The sequence below is a fragment of the Ferruginibacter yonginensis genome (assembly GCF_042651465.1).
GTDB classification, from domain to species: Bacteria; Bacteroidota; Bacteroidia; order Chitinophagales; family Chitinophagaceae; genus Ferruginibacter; species Ferruginibacter yonginensis.
On the sequence record NZ_JBHSCZ010000001.1, the window covers coordinates 1,049,368 to 1,071,963 of the forward strand.

The following is a 22,596-nucleotide window of genomic DNA, read 5'->3' on the forward strand; positions in this document are numbered from 1 at the left end:
AAATTGTTTACCGATGTATATAGTATTGATTGTTTTGAAAGGTATTATTTACTTTTGAGTGAATATGAATGCAATTATACAAGCAGATAGGGCCATTTTTGAATGGATAAACGACCATTGCCATAACAGTTTTTTTGATTGGTTAATGCCCCATATACGCAATTCAATTACTTGGGTACCCTTTTATATATTTCTGTTAGCCTTTGTGGTAGTCAACTTTAAAAAAAATAGTTTTTGGTGGATTTTATTTGCAGCAGGTACCGTTATCTTATCAAATTTTATTAGCAGCGATATTATAAAAGAAAACATTCACCGCTTAAGACCTTGCAACGACCCGTACTTTAAAGAAAAAATTAATTTTTTGTTAGCATACCGTCCTCAAAGCTCTAGTTTTACTTCATCACATGCCACCAATCACTTTGCTATGGCGGCTTTTTTCTATTTTACCTTAAAAAAACATATTGGCAATATAGCTTGGCTTTTCTTTTTTTGGGGTGCCATTATTTGCATAGCACAGGTATATGTGGGTGTACATTTTCCGCTGGATGTAATTGCAGGTGGTTTAATTGGCTTTGTTTTCGGATATTTGTGTGCAAAGGCTTTTAACAAAAGCTATTTTTTGATGTAATTCAACAAAATGACAGAGGTTTTTATATTAATTTTATTAATACTTTTTAACGCACTCTTTGTAATGAGTGAAATTGCTTTGGTTAGTGCCCGTAAAAGTAGGTTGGAGGGCTTGGCCGCCAAAGGCGATGAAAAAGCAAAAGCGGCATTGGACCTTGCCAATAATCCCGAAAAATTTTTAAGTACCGCAACAATCGGTATTACTTTAATTGCCATTTTAACGGGTGTGTATGCGGAAGATAAGTTCAGTCACTTATTAGCACCTATTGTACAAACGCAATTTCCGAACCTTTCACCTACCTACGCTGCAGGTATTGCTACCACAGTTGTGGTGATTGTAGTTACTTTTTTATCAATCATATTTGGTGAGTTAATACCGAAAAAATTTGGTTTGTTACGTGCAGAAAAAATTGCAAGATCAGTAGCATTACCCATGAACTTTTTGTCGCTCATTATGCACCCTTTCGTATGGTTATTATCAGGCATCACTAATTTAATTTTCAAAATTTTCAATATTAAAAAAGCTACTGATAGTGCAGTAACAGAAGAAGAAATTAAAGCTATGATAACTGAAGGTAGTGAACATGGCTCTATTGAAGAAGATGAAAAAGATATTATAGAACGAGTTTTTCATTTAGGTGATAGAAATATAACCTCATTAATGACACACCGTACCGATATTGTATGGTACGATATGAACGATACGGTAAACGATGTTAAAAACAAATCGGCCGAAATTATTTATAGTACGTTCCCTATTTGCGAAAGCACTGTTGACAATATTAAAGGCATTGTATACGTGAAAGATTTGCTGAAAGCTAACCCTGATGCACCTTTGGCTAATATTATTAAACCTGCGCTTTTTGTACCCGAAAATAATTCTGCTTACCAAGTTTTAGAAAAATTTAAAGGCACTAAAATACATTCGGCATTTATTGTAAATGAATATGGCACACTTGAAGGAATGATTACCTTGAATGATATTTTAGAAGCCATTATTGGCGATGTACCACAAATTGGGCAAGAGGAATATGGTATTATTAAAAGAGATGATGGTTCGTATTTAGTAGATGCCCAAATACATTTTTACGACTTTTTAAGCTACTACCAAAAAGCTGAATGGATGAATGAAGGCGAACACGAATTTGACACCCTTGCAGGTTTTGTATTACATGAGTTAGAACATATACCTGCAACTGGCGAAAAATTTGAATGGAGAGATTTTAGCTTCGAAATTTTAGATATGGATGGTCAACGCATTGATAAAATTTTAGTAGTCATTTCTGACGAATTGAAAGATCAAATGAGTGAAGATGAAGATGACTTATAATAAACAACATTAAAACGATAATACAGCCCTGTTTTCAGGGTTGTTTAGTTTTGTGCTCTTTCTATCACCATTAACTATAAAGTGTATCAAACTAATTTGTTCACTTTTATACTCATACAAAATATCATCCGTAACCACTGCGTTTTTTACCGATGTAACATTATCAGCTTGGTAATAACTATAAATACCTTCATCTATTTTTTCAAAACCTAAATATTTGAGTGCCACTTGTTTGCCATCTACATTTATTTTTAAATGCTTTTGCACATAATCATTAATGAGTTTATCCATTGCAGGTTTTAAATTTGCATCAGCTAAATCAATTTTTGTTTTATAAACAGTACGGAGCGTTTTTTCAAAATCATCAGTAAATATTTTACAACTTACTTCCAACGTTTTTTCTTTAGCGTTGTGTTCAATTTCTGTTACACTTACAAATATGGGATGTTGTTTTGGCGTACTTACTGTAAATAATGTACCCATAAAAGCCATTGTTAACCACTTATGTAAAAAACTGAGCATAATGTAAAAAAATTATTGTTTCCTTTTATATTTGACAACCTTAAACAACAAACTTACAGCAAACGCACTTAGTAGCAACCATACATGAACGATTTAGCATTTTATTTTAAAGAAGGGTGGCAACACATTATTAGTTGGGATGCACTCGACCACCAACTATTTATTATTGCACTAGCGGCTATTTATGTGGTGAAAGATTGGAAACAGGTATTGGTTTTGGTTACAGCCTTTACCATTGGGCACTCCGCTACTTTGGCTTTAAGTGTGTATGATGTGGTTAGAATTAATGACAAATGGGTGGAATTTTTAATACCATGTACCATCGTTATTACAGCGATTTTTAATTTTTTTCAAACAGATTTTACCCAAAAAAAATGGCGATTAAATTATTTTTTCGCTTTATTCTTTGGCTTAATTCATGGGCTTGGTTTTGCCAATACCATTCGTTTTATGTTGGCAAAAAACCAAACCATTGGTTGGAGTTTGTTTGGTTTTAATGTTGGTTTAGAGGCAGGGCAAATTATAGTTGTTTTTACAATACTTTTATTAAGCTATTTATGTATCAATCTTTTAAAAATTGAGAGAAAATGGTGGGTATACTTTTTAAGCAGCGCAACTTTAATTGCTGCTGCAATATTTGCTTTTCAAAGACTACCATAAATTAGTTAACTTTATTTTTTTATGAATATAAATAGTTCACTCAATACAACATCAATGAAAAAAATCATCTTCTCACTTTTTTTAGTGGCAAGTGGCAGTAGTTTGTTGGCACAGGATATTAAAAATAATCCTGGTAGCAACCATGCCAATCGTTTTGAACAACTAGGTACTATTTTACCTACGCCAAATGAGTACAGAACGGCAAGTGGTGCACCCGGGCCAAAATATTGGCAACAACGTTGCGACTATGATATCGTTTGCGAACTTGATGAACCCAACAGAAAATTATTAGGTAAAGAAACAGTAACCTACTACAACAACTCTCCTGATAATTTATCATACCTATGGATTCAGCTTGATGAAAACGAACATAGTTCTATCAACAATTCAGGCTATGAAGGCAGCAACGGTATGCCACGTACTACAACTGATGCTGATTTAAAAAGGCTTGAAACAGGTAAACTTGATAAAGAGTATGGCGATAATATCACCAAAGTAACCAATGCAGCCGGTGTGCCTTTAGCGTATACCATCAACAAAACCATGATGCGTATTGAGTTGCCACAAACTTTAAAACCAGGCCAACAATTCATCTTCAAAATTGAATGGAATTACAACATCATTGAGCGTACCAAATATGGCGGTCGTGGTGGTTACGAATACTTCCCTGAAGATGGTAACGACTTATATACCATGACACAGTGGTACCCACGCCTTTGTGTATACAGCGATTTCCAAGGTTGGCAAAACCACCAATTTGTAGGTACAGGTGAGTTTGCACTTACTTTTGGAAATTTTAAAGTTGCTATGACGGTACCTGCTGACCATGTGGTAATGGCAACCGGACAAGGCCAAAACTACCAACAAGTATTAACGCCTGCACAATATGCTCGTTGGCAAACAGCCCAAAATGCTAAAGATGTGGTAGAAGTTGTTACCCTTGCTGAAGCTAAAGAAAGAGAAACCAAAAAATCAACCGCCAAAAAAACTTGGATATTTAAGGCTGATATGGTTCGTGATTTTGCTTGGGGCAGCAGCCGCAAATTTGTGTGGGATGCTATGCCAACTTACATTGATGGTAAAAAAGTAATGTGTATGAGTGCCTATGGTAAAGAAGCATATGGCTTGTACAGAAAGTTTAGTACCAAAGCAGTTGCACACACCATTAAAAGCTATTCAAAATTCACCATACCTTACCCTTACCCAGTAGCTCAAAGTTTAGAAGCTGCTAATGGTATGGAATACCCAATGATTTGCTTTAACTATGGCCGTACTGAAAAAGATGGCACTTATAGCGAAGGCACTAAAAACGGTATGCTTGGTGTAGTAATACATGAAGTTGGCCACAACTTCTTCCCAATGATCATTAATAGCGATGAACGCCAATGGAGTTGGATGGATGAAGGATTAAATTCATTTGTAGAGTATTTAACTGAAGAATTATACGATAATAAATACCCAGTAAGCAAAGGCCCAGCATACAAAATTGTTGATTACATGAAGCTTCCGAAAGACCAATTGGAACCCATTATGACCAACAGTGAAAACATTGTACAATTTGGACCAAATGCCTACAGCAAACCAGCTACTGGTTTAAATATTTTGAGAGAAACCATTATGGGTCGCCAAAGTTTTGACTATGCTTTTAAAGAGTACGCAAAACGTTGGGCTTTTAAACACCCAACCCCAGCTGATTTTTTCAGAACAATGGAAGATGCAAGTGCTGAAGATTTAGATTGGTTTTGGAGAGGTTGGTTCTACAACACTGACCCATGCGACATTTCATTAGATACCGTACGTTGGGCCAACTTAAGTGTTGAAACCACAGCACCTAACAGAACCACAAGCAGTACAGTAACGCAGCCAATTTCAAAACCAATTTTAAATGCGTTTGATGATATTTCAAAACAGCGTAATCGTGATGACAAAAAAATTGTTTTCGCAACAGATGCTGATGAAAGCTTACGTGATTTTTATTGGAAATACGATAGAGGTTTGGTAAAAGTTGATAGTACGCCAGCTTCTATTACAGTACCACCACCATCTACCGATACTTTAACTACTGAACAAAAAATTGCAATTGCAGGTAATAAAAACATGTACGAACTTACTTTTAGCAATAAAGGTGGTTTAGTAATGCCTATTATTATTGAGTGGACGTTTAAAGATGGTACTAAAGAAATAGACCGCATTGCAGCGCAAGTATGGCGTAAAAACGAAAACAAAGTGGTAAAAACTTTTGTAAAAAGTAAAGAAGTAGCGTCAATTAAATTAGATCCAATGAGAGAAACAGCAGACATTAACGAGAAAAACAATGTTTGGAACATTGCCGCAGAACCTTCAAAGTTTCAATTATTTAAAGCAAGAAATGGTGGCAATGCAAGAGGCGCTAGCAGTGGTGCAGTAAACCCAATGCAAAGAGAAATTAAATAACAAATGTTTGTTTGATACTATTAAAAAAGGCTTGAAATATTTCAAGCCTTTTTTAATGTTTTATAATCCCGTTTGTCCGTTCCTTATTACATTTTTCTTACCCTTGTTTTTCTTTTCCCATTCTAACATTTCAGGCGTTTTTGCAACTTCTTTTTTTACACCACCCAAACTTTTACCACCAACGGGTGCTGCTTTAGGTGTATTCGGCAATACGAGGTTGTTTCTATCCCACTCTTCGGTTTTATACAAACGGCCAGTTACAGGTTCGTAATAACGCCATATACCATGCTTTACACTGTAAGGTTCTGCCTTTACAATTTTATAGTCAATAATTTCACCACTACCCGTGCCATATACTGCAATGGTATCATAAGGCGCATCGGGGTTAAACCCACGCCAGTTCTCTTCTCTAATTAATTCGCCCAACGGTGAGTAGTATTGTTGCAACCCATCTTTACTACCCCTTAAGTACGTTTCAAAACCAATAGGGTCGCCCTGTAAATTATACCTGCGCCAAATACCTTCTTTTTGGTTGTTTTTAAAAATACCTTCTTCTTCAAAACCAGGCTCTCCCCTCAACTCCTCAGTCCGCAACACCCATTTACCTTGCTTCATATTTTTTTGATCAACTTTATTAATCGTATCGCCAGTTTCACTCAACTTATACGCTTTCAGTTGTGCATTACTTTGTAGGCCTATTAAACAAAAAGCAATGATGTTTACAAATTTCAGTTTCATGAATCAATCGTTATTTATTCAAATTTAACGATAATACTTTTTTAAAATTTGTTAATAAAAAGTAGGGGCGTATGCCCTGTTGAGGGGCACCGGGCTTTTCGCCTGTACGCCTCAGCCACCTGCGGTGGCTTGTGGGGTACAGCTGCTACAATCCCTTACGCATGGGCAGCTCAATTATTGTTAGTATTTTTGCAACATCAAATATTTAAAAACACCAGCACTTGAAAGATTATAAAAAATATTACACCCTAAATGCCGATTGCGAAACAGTGTATGCAGCCCTTACCAACCCTGCTACAATACAATTATGGAGTGGTGCACCTGCTATTATGAGTACTGAACCTCAAACCGAGTTTTCCTTATTTGATGATAGTATTGAAGGGCTTAACCTATCATTTGAAAAGAACAAAAAAATTGAACAACAATGGTACTTTGGCGATGAAGAACCAGCTTCAATTGTAACCATTAAATTGCATGATGATAAAGGCCGTACTTCTGTTGAACTAAGGCATATTAATATTCCTGATGAAGCTTATAATGATATTGTAGAAGGCTGGAACGATGTTTACTTTGGTAGTTTGATAGCGTTTTATGAAGATTAAAAAAGAGCAACAATATTGTTGCTCTTTTTTTATATGACTATTTGGTAAACAGTTATTTTACAGTGAGTGATAATAATTTTTCAGTACCTAAAAAAGCCTCTAATTCATCACCCACTACACACTCTCCCACTCCTGCTGGCGTGCCTGTAAAAATTAAATCACCAATATTTAATGAAAAATAGTTTGAAATATGAGCAATAATGCTGTTAAAGCCAAAGATCATATCGTCAGAATTACCATTCTGAACTACTTCACCATTTTTTTTAAAACTAAATTTAATACCTTTTTTATTGAAGCCTGGTGTAATATCAATCATTTTACCTACAACAGCTGAGTTATCAAAAGCTTTGGCTTTTTCCCAAGGCAAGCCTTTTTTCTTTAACTCATCTTGAATGTCTCTTGCGGTAAAATCAATACCCAATGTTATAGCATTGTAGTAATCATTGGCTTGTCTTTCAGCTATAAACTTTCCATTTTTACAAACACGAAGTACCAATTCGCATTCATAATGCAGTTCATTGGTAAACTCAGGGTAATAAAATGGTGTATGTCCTTGCAACAAGGCATTTTTTGGCTTCATGAATATTACTGGCTCATCAGGAACATCGTTTCCCAATTCCTTTGCATGCTCCACATAATTTCTGCCAATACAAATAATCTTCATTGTTGAAACATTAATAGCTAACGAAAATAGTGTAAAACGTTGAATAAAAGTGCAATATGATTTTTTATAACTTTAAAAACTCATTTGATTGTATTGACTCATCGTTCGCTCCACACCTATACTAGCAAAACTTTCAATAATGTCAACACAGGCATTTATTTTGGCTTTAATGGTTTCAATTTCGGTTGGTTTCCATTTACTCAACACAAAATCAGCTTGCATACCCTTGGGAAATTGGTTACCAATACCAAAACGCAATTTAGGATAAGCATCTGTACCCAAAATTGCCTGAATATCTCTTAACCCATTATGACCAGCATGTGTACCGGCAGATCTAATACGTAATTTTTCAATAGGCAATGCTAAATCATCAACAATGGTGAGTGTATTTTCAAGCGGTACTTTTTCTTTATCAAGCCAGTATTTAAAGGCCCTGCCGCTCAAATTCATGTACGTTGTAGGACAAACACATACAAAAATTTTACCTTTCCATTTTACTTCTGCGGTGTAGGCTAATCTACTTTCCTTAAAAATACCCCCATGCTTCATGGCAAAAGCATGTACCACATCAAAACCAATATTATGACGGGTATTGGCATATTCATTTCCTATATTTCCTAAACCTACTATTAAAAACTTCGACATGCTTTTTCTTTATATCATGAATACGTAGCTCGTTTAATTGCCCATATCATTGAGTAACATTTGTAAATCTGCATCGGTTTTTACCAATACATCCCTCACTTTACTACCTTGGTTAGGCCCCACAATACCTGCCGCTTCTAATTGATCCATCAAACGGCCAGCCCTATTATAACCCAACTTTAACCTGCGTTGTATTAATGAAGTGCTACCACTTTGGCTACTTACAATAAGCCTAGCAGCATCTTCAAACAATGCATCTTTATTATTTAAATCAAAATCACCCCTACTTTCCATCTCTTTTTCATCAACATATTCTGGCAACAAAAATGCGTCAGCATAACCACGTTGGTCGCCAATAAAATCAACAATTTTATCAACTTCGGGTGTATCTACAAACGCACATTGCAAACGCACCAACTCACCATTGTAACTAATGAGCATGTCGCCCTTACCAATCAATTGCTCAGCGCCACCAGTATCTAAAATGGTTCTACTATCAATTTTACTACTTACCTTAAAAGCTATACGTGCCGGAAAGTTGGCTTTAATAGTACCCGTAATAATATTTACCGATGGCCTTTGTGTAGCGATTATTAAATGAATACCTATGGCCCTTGCCAACTGAGCCAACCTTGCAATAGGCATTTCAACTTCTTTACCAGCTGTCATAATTAAATCAGCAAACTCATCCACCACCAATACAATAAATGGTAAAAATTGGTGACCTTTTTCTGGATTGAGTTTACGAGCTACAAATTTTTCATTGTACTCACGTATGTTTCTACAACCTGCTTCTTTAAGCAAGTCGTAACGGTTGTCCATTTCAATACACAAAGCATTTAATGTATGTACTACTTTTTTAGTGTCTGTAATAATAGAATCTTCTTCTCCTGGTAATTTCGCTAAAAAGTGTTTTTCAATTGCTTTATAAATGTTGAGTTCTACTTTTTTAGGATCAACCAATACAAACTTTAATTGTGATGGATGCTTTTTGTATAACAATGATACCAATATTGCATTTAACCCAACTGATTTACCTTGCCCAGTAGCACCTGCCATAAGTAAATGCGGCATACTAGCTAAATCAACTATAAAATTGGTGTTATCTATTCGCTTACCAATGGCAATGGGCAATGCAAACGGACTATTTTTAAACTTTTCATCATCGAGCATGGTACGCATGCTTACAATGGTTTTTTTAGTATTGGGTACTTCAATACCAATGGTACCTTTACCGGGTATGGGGGCTATAATACGAATACCCAATGCTGCTAAACTTAAGGCAATATCATCTTCTAAATTTTTGATACGACTAATACGCACACCAGCAGCTGGTATAATTTCATACAAAGTAACTGTTGGCCCTACCGTTGCTGATATTCTTTGAATATCAATATCATAATTTTTTAGAGTGGTAATAATTTGGTTTTTATTGTTTTCAAGCTCTTGTGGATCTTGTACAATTTTTTCGCTACCATGGTTTTCTAACAAATCAATTACCGGGTATTTGTAATCTCTCAAATCTAAAATTGGGTCGTAAGGGGTAAGTGCTTTTACCTCGGCCGCACTTATTGGCTGCGGCGTTGGCACTTCTTCAGGCACCGTTTTTACCTCTAATTGTATATCATCAAAAGTAGGTGTAGGCGTTTTATGCACCGGTATGATTTCCATTTCAATAGGGGCATCATCAAAAGCAGGTGTTTCTTGCTCGTAGTTTTCAGCAATACCTTCATTCAATAAATCATCAGCAGCTGCTTCATTGATCGTTTTTTTAGGAGGTATGATAACCGTATTCACGATTCGTGGACCACGTTTTTCAGCAACAGCTGCATCATCTCTTTCTGTAAGTTCAATACCATCATCAAAAACAGGTGCCAAATTTTGAATATTTAAAATACCAGCATTATCTGTTACAATATTACCTGTACTTGTTTTTTCTTCATCATTGTTCACTAATGGTGTTTCATTTGTTTCCGCAGGTTCCAAGGCATTATCAATATGTAATGATGCTGCTGGCAAATCGTTTTCAGCTAAGGGTGATGTTGATTTTTGTGGCAATGAAAATGAAGGATTGAACCGCCAAATTACGTAGGCAAAAAATGCCACTGCAATACAACCAATGGTACCAATTTTACCTATGGCGCTGTAAAAATAATCTCTGCACATATCACCTACGGCACCGCCCCATGCAAAATCGTTGCCTTGCATTATTACCGATGCTGTAATACTTAACAATGGTAAACCCACTATTAAATATTTAATATTTCTTAGCACAGAAAATACTTTCTTCCCAAAAAATAAATTGATGCCGATAATGAAGAAAAAAGTACATATTAGATAAGAGGCAACGCCAAAGCCTTTGTAAATGAGCAGGTGTGCTATAAATGCACCGAAAGTGCCCATAAGATTGGCCACTTTTGTATCTGTACCAAGTAATAATTTATACCCTTCTTTAAATACTTTGTCCTGATCTTCATCCCAAGTAAATAAATAAGATGTAAATGCAATAAAAAATAATATTGCCAACAGTAAACAAATGCTACCAGCAATTTTATGGGTGCGTTCATCTTTCAGCAGCTCTTTCACTTCTACAGCCTCTTCTTTCTCTTGCTTTAATTCGCCAGTTTGTTTGGTATTTTTATTTACGGGTTTTGTTTTAACTGCCATAGCGCTAAAGGTAATAAATTGCTGCTTTTAATCAACAATGTATAGGTGTAAAAAAATCAATTATTAATAAGCTAAAAAAGCATTTACAAGAAAGCTCATTTTTTGGTAATAACGGCTACCAATAACAATACCCAACCAGCAATAAACGCAGTACCACCAAATGGTGTTATGGCACCCAACCAATTAAACGCATTGTTGCCCACACCTTTAAAATAAGTAAGTAAATATAGTGAACCACTAAATAACACAATACCAATAATAAATAAATAACCAGCCCATAGCACTTGCTTGCTATCAAAATATTGAAACATAATTGCCGTAAATAATAAAGCAAATGCATGGTACATTTGGTAACGTACACCAGTTTCAAAAATGGCTAATACATCAGCCGTAACTTTTGATTTTATGCCATGTGCAGCAAAAGCACCTAATATTACTGAAAGGCCAGCACTTACAATGCCTGCACTCAAAAATCCTTTATGCATGTGGTATATAGTTTAAAATTGTTTGAAAACCTTGTTCGTTTAATTGGTTCGGGTAAAGTGTGATACTGCTCTGTTCGTAAAACGGTAAACGTTGTTCCCATTTCGTTTTTATAAAATCAAATAAGGCTACTTCACTTAAACCAGCAATTAATGGTCGCTTTGCTTGATCAACTTTTATATGATGCTGTATTGTTGGTAAACTTGCATTTAAAAATACGGTAATACCCACTTCATTCATCCATTGCATATTATCAAAATAACAAGGCGTACCGCCACCGCATGCAATAATTGCTTTGGTATAATGCTGCATGTTGCGTAATGTTTTAGCTTCAATATTTCTAAAGTATGCTTCGCCTTTTTGTTCAAAAATTTGTGCTATGCTTGTACCCTCCGTTTGTTCAATTTCTGCATCAACATCATAAAATGACCAATGGTATTTTTTTGACCATTGCTTGCCCAAATATGTTTTGCCTGCTCCCATAAAACCAACAAGAAAAATTAGCATATGCAAATGTAATAAAGCTATAAATGCTTATACAGATTTTATTGTATACAAACTAGAAAAATGTTAGGCTTATAAAGGGCTGAAGCATAGCTTCGGAAGCCAATTGTTGAGGTACAAAATTGGAGCATTTTGTTAATAGCCTATACAAACGTTGCTTTATTATTTTAATGGAAAGCCACCAAATAAATTAAGATTTCTTCTTATAATCACCCCGTTTCCAAGCTTTTATAAATTCGTTCCAAGCAAAGGGGTTGAAAATGTTTTGAGGTGCTATTTGTCCTGCGTATGATAATTTATTTGAATATTGTCGCAAATACTGGCTACTAGCTTCTCTACCATCGCTTGGTAATGTAGCCATTAAAGCCCTACGAGTGGCTACACTATTATTTTTTTGTGCAATAGCAATATCATCATCGGGTACAGGGTTGTTCACAAAATCCCTCTCAAACTGTTGCCGAGTAGGCCTTGGTTTAATAATGGTTGCCGGTAAATACACCGTATCTGTAACCATTAATTGTATAATACTATGTTGGTTACCTTTTAAATCAGTAGGTATGGTTACAGTAATAGGCTTGTACCCCACACTTGAAAACTCTACCTGATCACCTTTTAATACTACAATACTAAATACACCTGCCGCATTGCTTATTGTACCTCTGTTTTGCCCTTTTATAACAATACTTGCAGCTGGTACTCCTTTGAGGCTATCTGCCGTCATTACTACACCATAAAGCTGTACAACAGAATCTTTAAAGGTTTCAAATTGTGCCTTGGCCGTTATAGGTAGCAGTATTGAAAGAATGATAAAGTATCGTAAAAGTTTGCTCATGTAATTATATTGATGTTGGTACAAAACATTTTTTGTGTGCTTTGTGCTAAAGTTTAAACAAAGTACGGTGTTCATTGTTTAATTTTGCAGCCGAAATAACATTTTAACAATACATTTCAGCACGTATGTAATGTACAAAATTACATCGTAAATCACCAGCATTAACATTTACAAAAACAAAACATTTTCTAAATAAAATAAAATGACAAACGAAGCTATATTAAAAGCATTGAGTAATGTGGAGGAGCCTGATTTAGGGAAAGATTTAGTAACCTTAAATATGGTACAAAATGTTGTTATTGATGGCAATAATGTTTCATTTACAGTGGTACTTACAACGCCTGCCTGTCCAATGAAAGATCATATTCAAAATGCTTGTATTAATGCAGTAAAAATTTTGGTAAACAAAGAGGCTAACGTTACCGTAAATTTTACCAGCAATACCACTAGTAACCGTACTGATGCTAAAACATTGCTGAGCGGTGTTAAAAATATCATTGCTGTAGTGAGTGGTAAAGGTGGTGTGGGTAAAAGTACTGTTTCTGCCAACTTAGCCCTTGCACTTGCGGCGGATGGTGCTAAAGTAGGCTTAATGGATGCTGATATTTATGGACCAAGCCAACATATTATGTTTGGTGTACGTGGCGAACGACCAATGATGAAAGATAATGGCGACGGAAAAGGCCTTATTGTACCAATGGAACGCTTTGGCATTAAAGTAATGAGCATTGGTTTGTTGATAGATGAAAAGCAAGCCGTTGTTTGGCGTGGGCCCATGGTGAGCAGTGCTATTAGACAATTTGTAAGTGATGTTGATTGGGGTGAACTCGATTACCTTATTATTGATATGCCACCCGGCACTGGCGATATACATTTAACCATTGTACAAACCGTACCAGTTACAGGTGTTATTGTTGTAACAACTCCACAATTGGTTGCACTTGCCGATGCTAAAAAAGGTATTGCTATGTTCTCTCAAGCGCAACTAAAAGTACCAGTAATTGGCTTGGTTGAAAACATGAGCTATTTTACCCCAGCAGAGTTACCCGATAACAAATATTACTTATTCGGAAAAGATGGTGGCAAGCATTTAGCTGAAGAGTTTGATATTCCTTTTCTCGGACAAATACCTATTGTACAAAGCATTAGAGAAGGGGGCGATATTGGCGTACCTATTATGGTGAGTGATGATGTTATTACCAAAAAAGCATTTGAAAATTTTGGACACAACACTGTAAGAGGCATCGCCATGCGTAACGCTAACTTACCAGCAACTGAAATTCAAGAAATTTTGGAGTAAATTTTTTATTTTTTTTGGAGCAGCAGCGGGGGAACTATTGGCAACAGTGGTCCCCCGCTATTCGTTTCAGCCATGCCGCTTAAGGCGGCTGGCTTTCACTGCTATCGGGGCTAGGCGGAGCAGCAAACCATTTTTCAACTTTAAATGTGCTATGTATATTTTTTAAAACTACTCGTAGTTGGTACCTTTACAACATCAATAAAACAGCTAACCACTTACAATGACGAATAAGTTTTTTATCCTCATCATTATCTGCAGCATGTTAGCCTGTAATGCTACCAAAAATATTCAGCAACAATCATTAAAAAATATAGATAAACAAGGCCACCGAGGTTGCAGAGGTTTAATGCCAGAAAATACCATCAGCGCAATGTTTAAAGCCATTGATGCTGGCGTTAATACGCTTGAAATGGATGTTGTATTTACCAAAGATGCTGTTGCCATTGTATCACATGAGCCTTTCTTTAACCACGAAATTACCACACTACCCAACGGACAATTTGTTGATGAGGCCAAAGAAAAAAACTACAATATTTTCAAGATGACTTTTGCTGAAACACAGCGGTACGATGTAGGTTTAAAACCACACCCTCGTTTTGCACAACAACAAAAATTAGCAACAACAAAGCCAGCTTTAGCTTCTTTAATTGATAGCGTTGAAGCTTATACCGAACAAAAAAAATTACCTTCAGTTTATTATAATATTGAAACCAAAACAACACCAGCAACCGATAATATTTTTCACCCAGCACCTGCAGTTTTTGTATCGCAATTAATGAAAGTAATTATCAATAAACATATTGAAACAAGGGTTATCATTCAATCGTTTGACAGGCGTACATTACAATATTTACATCAGCATTATCCTACCATTAAAACAGCTTTATTGATAGAAGCGTTTGATAAAAACAGTTTTAGAAAACAAATAAAAGATTTGGGCTTTACGCCTACTATATATAGTCCTGAACAAGCACTGGTAAATGAAAATTTAATTGCGGCTTGTCATAAAGCAGGCATTAAAATAATACCTTGGACCATCAACGATAAAGCCACCATTCAACAATTTATTAAATTAGGAGTTGATGGTATTATTACAGATTACCCCAACATATTCAACGAAATAAAAAATTAAACTATACCACAATGCAGCATGAATTTTCATTAGACTATGCCAAACATTTAGATGATAAAGATGCATTAAAACAATACCGCAATAAATTTTATATACCCTATGTAGGCGATAAAGAAGCTATTTATTTTTTAGGCAACTCATTAGGCTTGCAACCCAAAACAGCGCAAGATGAAGTGTTGAATGTAATGGAAAATTGGGCCAACTTTGGTGTTGAAGGTTTTTTTATGGGTGAAGATCCATGGTTAAACTACCACAAAACATTATCGCCTATTTTAAGTGATATTGTTGGTGCTTTGCCGCATGAAATTGTTACCATGAACCACCTTACGGTAAACCTGCATTTATTAATGATTTCATTTTACCGACCTACAGCAACCCGTTATAAAATTATTTGTGAAGCCAAAGCATTTCCATCTGATCAATATGCATTTCAATCGCAAGTAAAATTGCATGGCTTTAACCCTGCCGATGCTATAATAGAAGTACACCCAAAACCCGGCACTCATTTAATAACCAAAGATGATATTTTAGCAACTATTGAAGCACATAAAGACAGTGTGGCGTTAGTATTATTTAGTGGGGTTAATTATTTTACCGGACAAGTTTTTGATATAGAAACCATCACCAAAGCAGCTCACCAAGCAGGCGCTAAAGCAGGGTTCGATTTAGCACATGCTGCTGGTAACATTGCTTTACAATTACACCAATGGAATGTTGATTTTGCTTGCTGGTGCAATTACAAATATTTAAACAGTGGCCCAGGAAGCATTGCTGGCGCTTATATTCACGAAAAACATTTAAGTGATACCAATTTACAACGTTTAGAAGGCTGGTGGGGTAACGATGAAAAAAATCGTTTTAAAATGGAGCCAACTTTTACCCCTTCACCCAATGCCGAAGCTTGGCAAATGAGTACTGCACCTATGTTGTTATTGGCAACACACAAAGCATCATTAAATATTTATAAAGAAGTTGGTTTTAATAATTTGGTTGCAAAAAGCCAACAATTGAGCAGCTTTATGTTTTATGTTTTAGATACTATAAATACCGATGGTAAATACTTTAAAATAATTACACCAACCAACCCTAATGAACGAGGCTGCCAAGTTTCTATTATAGTAAATGCTGATGCTAAAGCTGTTTTCGATAAACTACTTCCTAATGGTATTTTTGCTGATTGGAGAGAGCCAAATGTAATAAGAGTAGCCGCTGTACCCATGTACAACAGCTTTGAAGATATTTATTTGTTTGGTATTACTTTACATAAACTATTGGCACAATAATGTATAAAGTACATCCCTTTGTTGAAAATAATGAAGCACTAATACTAAGCATTGCTGATGAAATAGGTATTGCCTTTGTGGGTGCAAGTATAGGTACAAACATTGCAGGTACACACCTGCCGTTGAGCATAAAAAAACAAGCGGACCAAATTATTTTTTCAGGCCATTTAATGAAGCAAACAGATCATCATAAAGCTTTTGAAAATACCCCTGAAGTGCTAGTAGTTTATAGCAGTCCGAGTGCGGTTATTGATGCCAATTGGTATGCATCGCCTTCGCAAGCAAGCACTATCAATTATATTGCTATTCATGCTAAGGGTACCATACATTTTAAAGATGAGGCAGGTACTTATGAAGCCATCAAAGCTATTACCAATCAACATATCAACAGTAATAGCAATGCAGGTTTTGAGCAAATACCCACTTCTTATTTACAACAACATGTAAAAGCTATTGTTGCTTTTGAAATTGAAGTAAAGCAAATAGATGCTGTGTTTAAACTAAGTCAAAATAAAACATTGGCTGAACAGCAAAACATTATTCAACAACTAAAATTACGTAACCATTTGGGCGATGCTTACATTGCCCAAAAAATGGAAACGCTTATTCAATAAAACGTATGCATCGTAATATTTTAATAGAACAAATAAGGCAAAAAAAGTCATATTTATGCGTAGGGCTCGATAGTGAGTTGAATAAACTACCTGCACATTTGCAACATCAAAAAGATGGTATTATACAATTCAATAAAGCGATTATTGATGCTACAAAAGACTTTTGTGTTAGCTACAAAATAAATACCGCTTTTTACGAAGCCCTTGGCACCAAAGGTTGGGAAGCCATGGAAGCAACAGTTGATTATATACCTGATACTCATTTAAAAATTGCTGATGCCAAACGTGGCGATATTGGCAATACATCTTCTCAATACGCAAAAGCGTTTTTTGAAACCATTCCTTTTGATGCGATAACAGTAGCACCATATATGGGAGAAGATAGTATACGTCCGTTTTTAGCATACGAAAACAAATGGACCATTGTATTAGGATTAACCAGTAACAAAGGCGCTGCTGATTTTGAATTACAACGTATTCGAACTGCCGAAGCTGAACAATATTTATACCAAAATGTTTTACAAACAGTTAGTAAATGGGGTACGCCTCAAAATTTAATGTTTGTAACAGGCGCAACGCAAGCAAGTGAATTGGCTAATATCAGAAAAATAATACCTGAACATTTTTTGTTAGTACCAGGCGTAGGATTTCAAGGTGGCAGTTTAGAAGAAGTAAGCAAATATGGCTTAAACGATGATATAGGTTTGCTAGTCAATGCAAGTAGAGCCATTATTTTTGCTGGGGCTGATGAAAATTTTGCGGCGGAAGCACAGGCCATTGCAAAACAATATCAACAAGAAATGGCTTTATATATTTCTTAAAAATTAGACCATGAAAAAAATATTTTTAATTGCACTAGTACTATTAGTTGGCTATAATTGTTTTGCTCAAAAACCTTTACCAGCAAATACAATATTACAATCAGCTTATAAAAAAGCAGCTCAACAAAACAAAAAAGTATTTTTAATATTTCATGCTAGTTGGTGTGGTTGGTGCAAAAAACTAGATGCTTCTATGAACGATAGTAGCACTAAGAAAATTTTTGATGCGTACTTTGTAACTGTTCACCTTACTGTGCAAGAAACACCCAATAAAAAATATTTAGAAAACAAAGGGGCAGATGCTGTGCTTCAACAATTTAAAGCTACCGATGCCGGCTTACCTTTTTTTGTTATACTTGATAGTAAGGGCAACAAATTGGGCGACAGTTTTGTAAACAACGAAAACATGGGTTGTCCTGCACAAAAAAATGAAGTAGAAAATTTCATTGCTTTGTTACAAAAAACTACAACGATACAAAAACCAGCAACAGCAATTATTTATAATCGATTTATTAAAAACCAACCTCCAAAATAGTTTGCGCTAAAGTATTGGCCCATTTTTGATACGCCAACTTTGAAGGGTGCAAGCCATCACTAGCAACCATATCAACATTGGCAGCATCAGCTCGTAACGTTGTTGTAATATCGATATAATAACACCCATGTAAATCTGCAAGTTGCTTGCATGTACTATTAAAAGCATCAATTTCTGAAGCTATTGTTGCAACATCCCTTTCAGCAGCAAAAGGTGTTTTACCCCAATCAGGTATACTTAATACAAATACCCTTTTAGGGTTATTACCAGCTAATTGAATAGCCGTTTGTATTAAATGATTACACTCATTTTTATATTCTTGAACACTCCTACCTCTATATTGATTGTTTACCCCAATTAAAAGGCTCACTACATCATACGAGGGCAAAAAAATGGTTTGTTCCATACTTGCAATCAACTCATCGGTAGTCCAACCAGTTTTAGCAATAATTTCAGGTGCAAGCACTCGTACACCAGCTTTTCGTAATAATTGTACAGTTTGGTATGGATAACTCTCCGATAATAAAACAGCTTCACCAATGGTGTAACTATCACCTAATGCTAAGTAAGATATATTCATACTATAAAAATAAAAAAGCTACTTCATAAAAGTAGCTTTTGAAATATTTGATAAGAAAATATTATTGCAAAGTATAAGCTACCCTTACACCAAATGTACCGCCTAAATCAGTATAACCAGTGTATTTCACCAAAGCATCAACTCTATCATTTACCTTAAACCCTAAACCAGGACTGTATGTAAACTTAGCACCTGTACCATTTTGTGTAAAAACGCTTGCACCTAATTGGGCAGCACCATATAAATTAGTTGTAAAATAATATTTAACGCCACCTAAAAAAGGTATCACAGCAACAGAACGGAATTTGGTATTAGTACCTTTAATTTTTTTTCCTATCAATTCAACAATACCTGAATTAAAAGTAATGGCTGTATTTTCATTTGTAGCGTAATCTAATTGTGCAGTAGCGCCAATACCTATTGAATAGGGTATATTTAAATTACCAGTAGCAACAGCTAATTCACCTCCAATACTAAATGCAAGTTTGCTATTAGTTTGTGCTTTTGTAGCTAGTGTAACCATCAATAATGCAATTACTACTAACATTGATTTCATTTTCATATTATGCTTGTTTTGTTTAACTTAAAATGTTCCGAGTAAATGTTCAACACACTACAAGGCTATTTTTTTCGGATGCAAAAGTAGCTACATCAATGCTCAAAAAAAATTGTTTTTTGTTAAAAACAAAGCCCTACAATGTTGTAGGGCTTTGAAATTACTTTTTTGTAAAAATTAGAAAGTATACGCAACTCTTAAACCGATTGTGCTACTTGTGCTAGTATTTTTTTGATCGTAACCAGTGTACTTCAACAATGCATCAACGTTTTCAGAAAACTTGTAACCGATACCCGGTGCATAAGTAAAGCTAGTTTTACCATTTTTTTCAGTTGAAAATGCAGCACCTAATTGTGCAGAACCGTAAAATTGTGGAGTAAAGTTGTATCTAATACCACCCAATACCGGAATAATGCTAAAATTTTCTGGCTTAAAAGTGATTGATCCACCTGGTACTGTAATCGTTTGTGATTTACCAGCAAAAGTTAAGTAACCTGCGTTTACATTTAATGATAATTCTGGAGCTACTGAATAATCAGCTTGTAAACTACCACCAAAACCTACTTTGTAGCTATCACCAAAATCACCTACCGGAGCAGCAACTTCAGCACCAATGCTAAATTTAAATGGGTTATCAACTGTTTTTTTTGTTTGCGCATTTGCGCCAATTGCAGCAGCAATTACTGCAACACTTAAAAATACTTTTTTCATTTTTTTTGAGTTTTTAGTTGTTAGGGGCGCAAAAGTAATAAGCTTTACCAAAAAAACTGTTGTTTAAAAGTTAAAAGATATTGCTGTTACGCCTTTATACTACACTCATTGTAAATATTATGCCAATATGATAATATAGCTTACAAATTATCTAACATATCCTTTGTCATATCATCTAAATTATAAGCTGCCTTCCAACCCCAATCTTTGTTAGCTACAGTATCGTCAATACTTTGAGGCCAACTGTCAGCAATAGCTTGACGTGAATCTGGTTTATAAATTGTTTTAAAATCAGGCACATACTTTTGTATAGCTGCTGTAATTTCTGCAGGCGAAAATGACATGCCTGACAAATTGTATGATGTTCTAACTTTAATATTCGATGCTGGTGCTTCCATTAATTCCACTGTAGCCCTTATGGCATCGGGCATATACATCATAGGTAAATAAGTATCTTCTTTTAAAAAACATTCGTATGTTTTATTATCTTCCTTAGCAGCATGAAAAATTTCTACTGCATAATCTGTAGTACCGCCACCAGGTTGGCTTTTATAACTGATCAACCCAGGGTATCTAATACTCCTCACATCTACCCCATACCTATTAAAGTAATAATTACACCAAAATTCACCTGCATATTTACTAATACCGTATACAGTTGTAGGTTCAATAACTGTTTGTTGCGGACAATTTACCTTTGGTGATGTTGGTCCAAACACCGCAATACTGCTCGGCCAATACACTTTATGCAAATTTTCTTCTTTTGCAATATCTAAAACATTCAATAAGCTTTGCATGTTTAAACTCCAAGCCAAATTTGGATTTTTTTCGCCTGTTGCAGACAATATTGCCGCAAGCAAATATATTTGCGTTATGCCTTGCCTTATTACTTGTACATGCAACATTTCTTTGTTCATTACATCTAAACTAACATAGGGCCCTGTACCTTCTAATAAGGGGTTTTGTTCTCTTAAATCGCTGGCAATAACATTGCTGTTGCCATATATTTTTCTAAGCGCCAAAGTTAGCTCTACACCAATTTGACCACTAGCACCAATTACCAAAATTTTTTCTTTAACCATATAAAAATAAATTTCTGCAAATGTAGCCGTAAATGGTAGCCCAAACTTCAATTTTTGACAGGTGGAAATAAAATCATTTGCACGTATTTTTGCAACATGAATAATCAATTAAAGGCGCTTTTTAGCAACCAAACTTACCAACCCAATAACTTCTTTTTAATTGCAGGACCATGCATTACAGAAAGCGAAGCAATTGTAATGGAAGTAGGCGAAAAAGTAAGTGGTATTTGTAAAAAATTAGGTATCCCTTACATATTTAAAGCATCGTACAGAAAAGCCAACAGAACCAGTGCAAATAGTTTTACAGGCATTGGCGATGAAATAGCTTTAAAATTGATTAATAAAGTAGGCAAAACGTTTGAAATACCTACCACCACTGATATTCATGCAAATGAAGAAGCGGCTATGGCTGCTGCATATGTTGATGTTTTACAAATTCCAGCATTTTTATGCAGACAAACAGATTTATTGCATGCTGCTGCAAAAACAGGTAAAATTATTAATGTTAAAAAAGGGCAATTTTTAAATGGCCCATCGATGAAGTTTGCCGTTGATAAAATTGTACAAGCCGGAAACGATCAAGTTTGGTTAACCGATAGAGGTAATATGTTTGGTTACCAAGATTTAGTAGTGGATTATAGAAACATTACCTGGATGAAGTCAATTGGTGTACCCGTAATTATGGATTGTACCCATTCGTTACAACAACCCAACCAAGTTGGCGGTGTTACGGGAGGCAACCCTGAGTTAATTGAAACCATTGCCAAAGCTGCAATTGCTACAGGTGCTGATGGTTTGTTTATTGAAACCCACCCCAACCCAGCAGTAGCCAAAAGTGATGGTGCTAATATGTTACAATTAGATTTACTTGAACCTTTATTAGAAAAATTGGTGCGTTTGAGAGCAGCTGTTGTTTAAAATTGAACTGCTATAAGTACCTTACAGGGTTACGCCTAGCATTTAAAACATAGCGTTTTACATTCATCCAAAAAGCCAAAAAGAAATAAATAATTACTGGCGAACCAATGGTAGCAAATGATAAGTAAATAAAATACTTACGAATTGTGGTAGTAGCAATACCCATGCGCTCACCAATTGCGGTACACACACCGAAAACATGCCACTCAATAAATTGCTTAAACTTATTCATAATCCGGTTTTTATTTGTGTTATTGCTCTTTAAAATTATACCAAATTATCGAAATGCATGTGTATTTTTTAAGTAATTTCGCAGCAATGGTAAAAAATGTAGATAAATACTGATTTTGTACCATC

The 22,596-nt window shown here is 35.3% G+C and carries 25 protein-coding genes; 12 read left to right on the plus strand and 13 right to left on the minus strand.

From position 1 onward, the window contains the following. Positions 1–64: 64 nt before the first annotated feature. Positions 65–628, plus strand: a complete 564-nt coding sequence (locus tag ACFOWM_RS04555; protein ID WP_379707494.1) for a phosphatase PAP2 family protein — start codon at positions 65–67, stop codon at positions 626–628. A 9-nt stretch (positions 629–637) separates the two neighbouring features. Beyond that, positions 638–1,957 carry a hemolysin family protein gene (locus ACFOWM_RS04560; RefSeq protein ID WP_379707495.1) on the plus strand — a complete coding sequence of 440 codons (1,320 nt, stop codon included), beginning with the start codon at positions 638–640 and terminating at the stop codon, positions 1,955–1,957. A gap of 9 nt (positions 1,958–1,966) precedes the next feature. Here ACFOWM_RS04560 and ACFOWM_RS04565 read toward each other — a convergent pair whose 3' ends face one another. Beyond that, the gene (locus ACFOWM_RS04565; RefSeq protein ID WP_379707496.1) at positions 1,967–2,440 is read right to left on the minus strand and encodes a DUF6702 family protein; all 474 of its coding nucleotides are present in this window, start codon (positions 2,438–2,440) and stop codon (positions 1,967–1,969) included. 123 nt (positions 2,441–2,563) lie between these two features. Between ACFOWM_RS04565 and ACFOWM_RS04570 the strand changes: the two genes are divergently transcribed. Then, positions 2,564–3,139, plus strand: coding sequence for a HupE/UreJ family protein (locus ACFOWM_RS04570; protein ID WP_379707497.1), 576 nt, complete (start codon positions 2,564–2,566; stop codon positions 3,137–3,139). 54 nt (positions 3,140–3,193) lie between these two features. Next, a complete protein-coding gene (locus ACFOWM_RS04575; protein ID WP_379708257.1) occupies positions 3,194–5,572 on the plus strand; it encodes a M1 family metallopeptidase in 2,379 nt (792 codons plus the stop codon). 60 nt (positions 5,573–5,632) lie between these two features. Here the strand turns inward: ACFOWM_RS04575 and ACFOWM_RS04580 are convergent, their stop codons facing one another. After that, entirely contained in the window at positions 5,633–6,310 is a 678-nt protein-coding gene (locus ACFOWM_RS04580; protein ID WP_379707498.1) for a hypothetical protein, read from the minus strand. A gap of 221 nt (positions 6,311–6,531) precedes the next feature. Here ACFOWM_RS04580 and ACFOWM_RS04585 point away from each other — a divergent pair, with 221 nt between their 5' ends. After that, entirely contained in the window at positions 6,532–6,912 is a 381-nt protein-coding gene (locus ACFOWM_RS04585; protein WP_379707499.1) for an SRPBCC domain-containing protein, read from the plus strand. Between the two features lie 52 nt (positions 6,913–6,964). Here the strand turns inward: ACFOWM_RS04585 and ACFOWM_RS04590 are convergent, their stop codons facing one another. The 6 genes from ACFOWM_RS04590 to ACFOWM_RS04615 form a co-directional block, all read right to left on the minus strand. Next, the gene (locus ACFOWM_RS04590; RefSeq protein WP_379707500.1) at positions 6,965–7,576 is read right to left on the minus strand and encodes a fumarylacetoacetate hydrolase family protein; all 612 of its coding nucleotides are present in this window, start codon (positions 7,574–7,576) and stop codon (positions 6,965–6,967) included. 72 nt (positions 7,577–7,648) lie between these two features. Then, positions 7,649–8,221: an aminoacyl-tRNA hydrolase gene (gene pth, locus ACFOWM_RS04595; RefSeq protein WP_379707501.1), complete on the minus strand. Its 573-nt coding sequence runs from the start codon at positions 8,219–8,221 to the stop codon at positions 7,649–7,651. 33 nt (positions 8,222–8,254) lie between these two features. After that, positions 8,255–10,888, minus strand: coding sequence for an FtsK/SpoIIIE family DNA translocase (locus tag ACFOWM_RS04600; RefSeq protein WP_379707502.1), 2,634 nt, complete (start codon positions 10,886–10,888; stop codon positions 8,255–8,257). Positions 10,889–10,983: 95 nt separating this feature from the next. After that, entirely contained in the window at positions 10,984–11,373 is a 390-nt protein-coding gene (locus ACFOWM_RS04605) for a DUF423 domain-containing protein (protein WP_379707503.1), read from the minus strand. Continuing rightward, complete coding sequence (locus ACFOWM_RS04610; protein WP_379707504.1) at positions 11,366–11,878, minus strand: shikimate kinase; 513 nt, start codon at positions 11,876–11,878, stop codon at positions 11,366–11,368. The genes ACFOWM_RS04605 and ACFOWM_RS04610 overlap by 8 nt, the downstream gene beginning before the upstream one ends. A gap of 187 nt (positions 11,879–12,065) precedes the next feature. Then, on the minus strand, positions 12,066–12,707 hold the full coding sequence (locus tag ACFOWM_RS04615; protein ID WP_379707505.1) for a carboxypeptidase-like regulatory domain-containing protein: 642 nt from the start codon (positions 12,705–12,707) through the stop codon (positions 12,066–12,068). Between the two features lie 202 nt (positions 12,708–12,909). Between ACFOWM_RS04615 and ACFOWM_RS04620 the strand changes: the two genes are divergently transcribed. From ACFOWM_RS04620 to ACFOWM_RS04645, 6 genes are all read left to right on the plus strand, one after another. Beyond that, entirely contained in the window at positions 12,910–14,007 is a 1,098-nt protein-coding gene (locus ACFOWM_RS04620) for an Mrp/NBP35 family ATP-binding protein (protein ID WP_379707506.1), read from the plus strand. A 220-nt stretch (positions 14,008–14,227) separates the two neighbouring features. Further along, positions 14,228–15,139, plus strand: coding sequence for a glycerophosphodiester phosphodiesterase family protein (locus ACFOWM_RS04625; protein WP_379707507.1), 912 nt, complete (start codon positions 14,228–14,230; stop codon positions 15,137–15,139). An 11-nt stretch (positions 15,140–15,150) separates the two neighbouring features. Then, complete coding sequence (kynU, locus tag ACFOWM_RS04630; protein ID WP_379707508.1) at positions 15,151–16,422, plus strand: kynureninase; 1,272 nt, start codon at positions 15,151–15,153, stop codon at positions 16,420–16,422. Continuing rightward, a complete protein-coding gene (locus ACFOWM_RS04635; protein ID WP_379707509.1) occupies positions 16,422–17,036 on the plus strand; it encodes an FMN-binding negative transcriptional regulator in 615 nt (204 codons plus the stop codon). The genes kynU and ACFOWM_RS04635 overlap by 1 nt, the downstream gene beginning before the upstream one ends. A 5-nt stretch (positions 17,037–17,041) precedes the next feature. After that, positions 17,042–17,857, plus strand: coding sequence for an orotidine-5'-phosphate decarboxylase (gene pyrF, locus ACFOWM_RS04640; RefSeq protein ID WP_379707510.1), 816 nt, complete (start codon positions 17,042–17,044; stop codon positions 17,855–17,857). Between the two features lie 10 nt (positions 17,858–17,867). Beyond that, positions 17,868–18,392, plus strand: a complete 525-nt coding sequence (locus ACFOWM_RS04645) for a thioredoxin family protein (protein WP_379707511.1) — start codon at positions 17,868–17,870, stop codon at positions 18,390–18,392. Here the strand turns inward: ACFOWM_RS04645 and ACFOWM_RS04650 are convergent. From ACFOWM_RS04650 to ACFOWM_RS04665, 4 genes are all read right to left on the minus strand, one after another. Next, on the minus strand, positions 18,370–18,972 hold the full coding sequence (locus ACFOWM_RS04650) for an SGNH/GDSL hydrolase family protein (RefSeq protein ID WP_379707512.1): 603 nt from the start codon (positions 18,970–18,972) through the stop codon (positions 18,370–18,372). The genes ACFOWM_RS04645 and ACFOWM_RS04650 overlap by 23 nt on opposite strands. A 61-nt stretch (positions 18,973–19,033) precedes the next feature. Next, positions 19,034–19,534 (minus strand): hypothetical protein, encoded by a 501-nt coding sequence (locus ACFOWM_RS04655; RefSeq protein WP_379707513.1) that lies wholly within the window; start codon positions 19,532–19,534, stop codon positions 19,034–19,036. A gap of 171 nt (positions 19,535–19,705) precedes the next feature. After that, positions 19,706–20,239, minus strand: coding sequence for an outer membrane beta-barrel protein (locus ACFOWM_RS04660; RefSeq protein WP_379707514.1), 534 nt, complete (start codon positions 20,237–20,239; stop codon positions 19,706–19,708). Between the two features lie 140 nt (positions 20,240–20,379). Beyond that, a complete protein-coding gene (locus ACFOWM_RS04665) occupies positions 20,380–21,321 on the minus strand; it encodes an NAD-dependent epimerase/dehydratase family protein (RefSeq protein ID WP_379707515.1) in 942 nt (313 codons plus the stop codon). 96 nt (positions 21,322–21,417) lie between these two features. On the opposite strand from ACFOWM_RS04665, the gene kdsA reads away from it, so the two are divergent. Continuing rightward, positions 21,418–22,239 carry a 3-deoxy-8-phosphooctulonate synthase gene (kdsA, locus tag ACFOWM_RS04670; RefSeq protein WP_379707516.1) on the plus strand — a complete coding sequence of 274 codons (822 nt, stop codon included), beginning with the start codon at positions 21,418–21,420 and terminating at the stop codon, positions 22,237–22,239. Positions 22,240–22,249: 10 nt separating this feature from the next. Here the strand turns inward: kdsA and ACFOWM_RS04675 are convergent, their stop codons facing one another. After that, complete coding sequence (locus ACFOWM_RS04675) at positions 22,250–22,471, minus strand: PspC domain-containing protein (protein WP_379707517.1); 222 nt, start codon at positions 22,469–22,471, stop codon at positions 22,250–22,252. Positions 22,472–22,596: the final 125 nt, after the last annotated feature.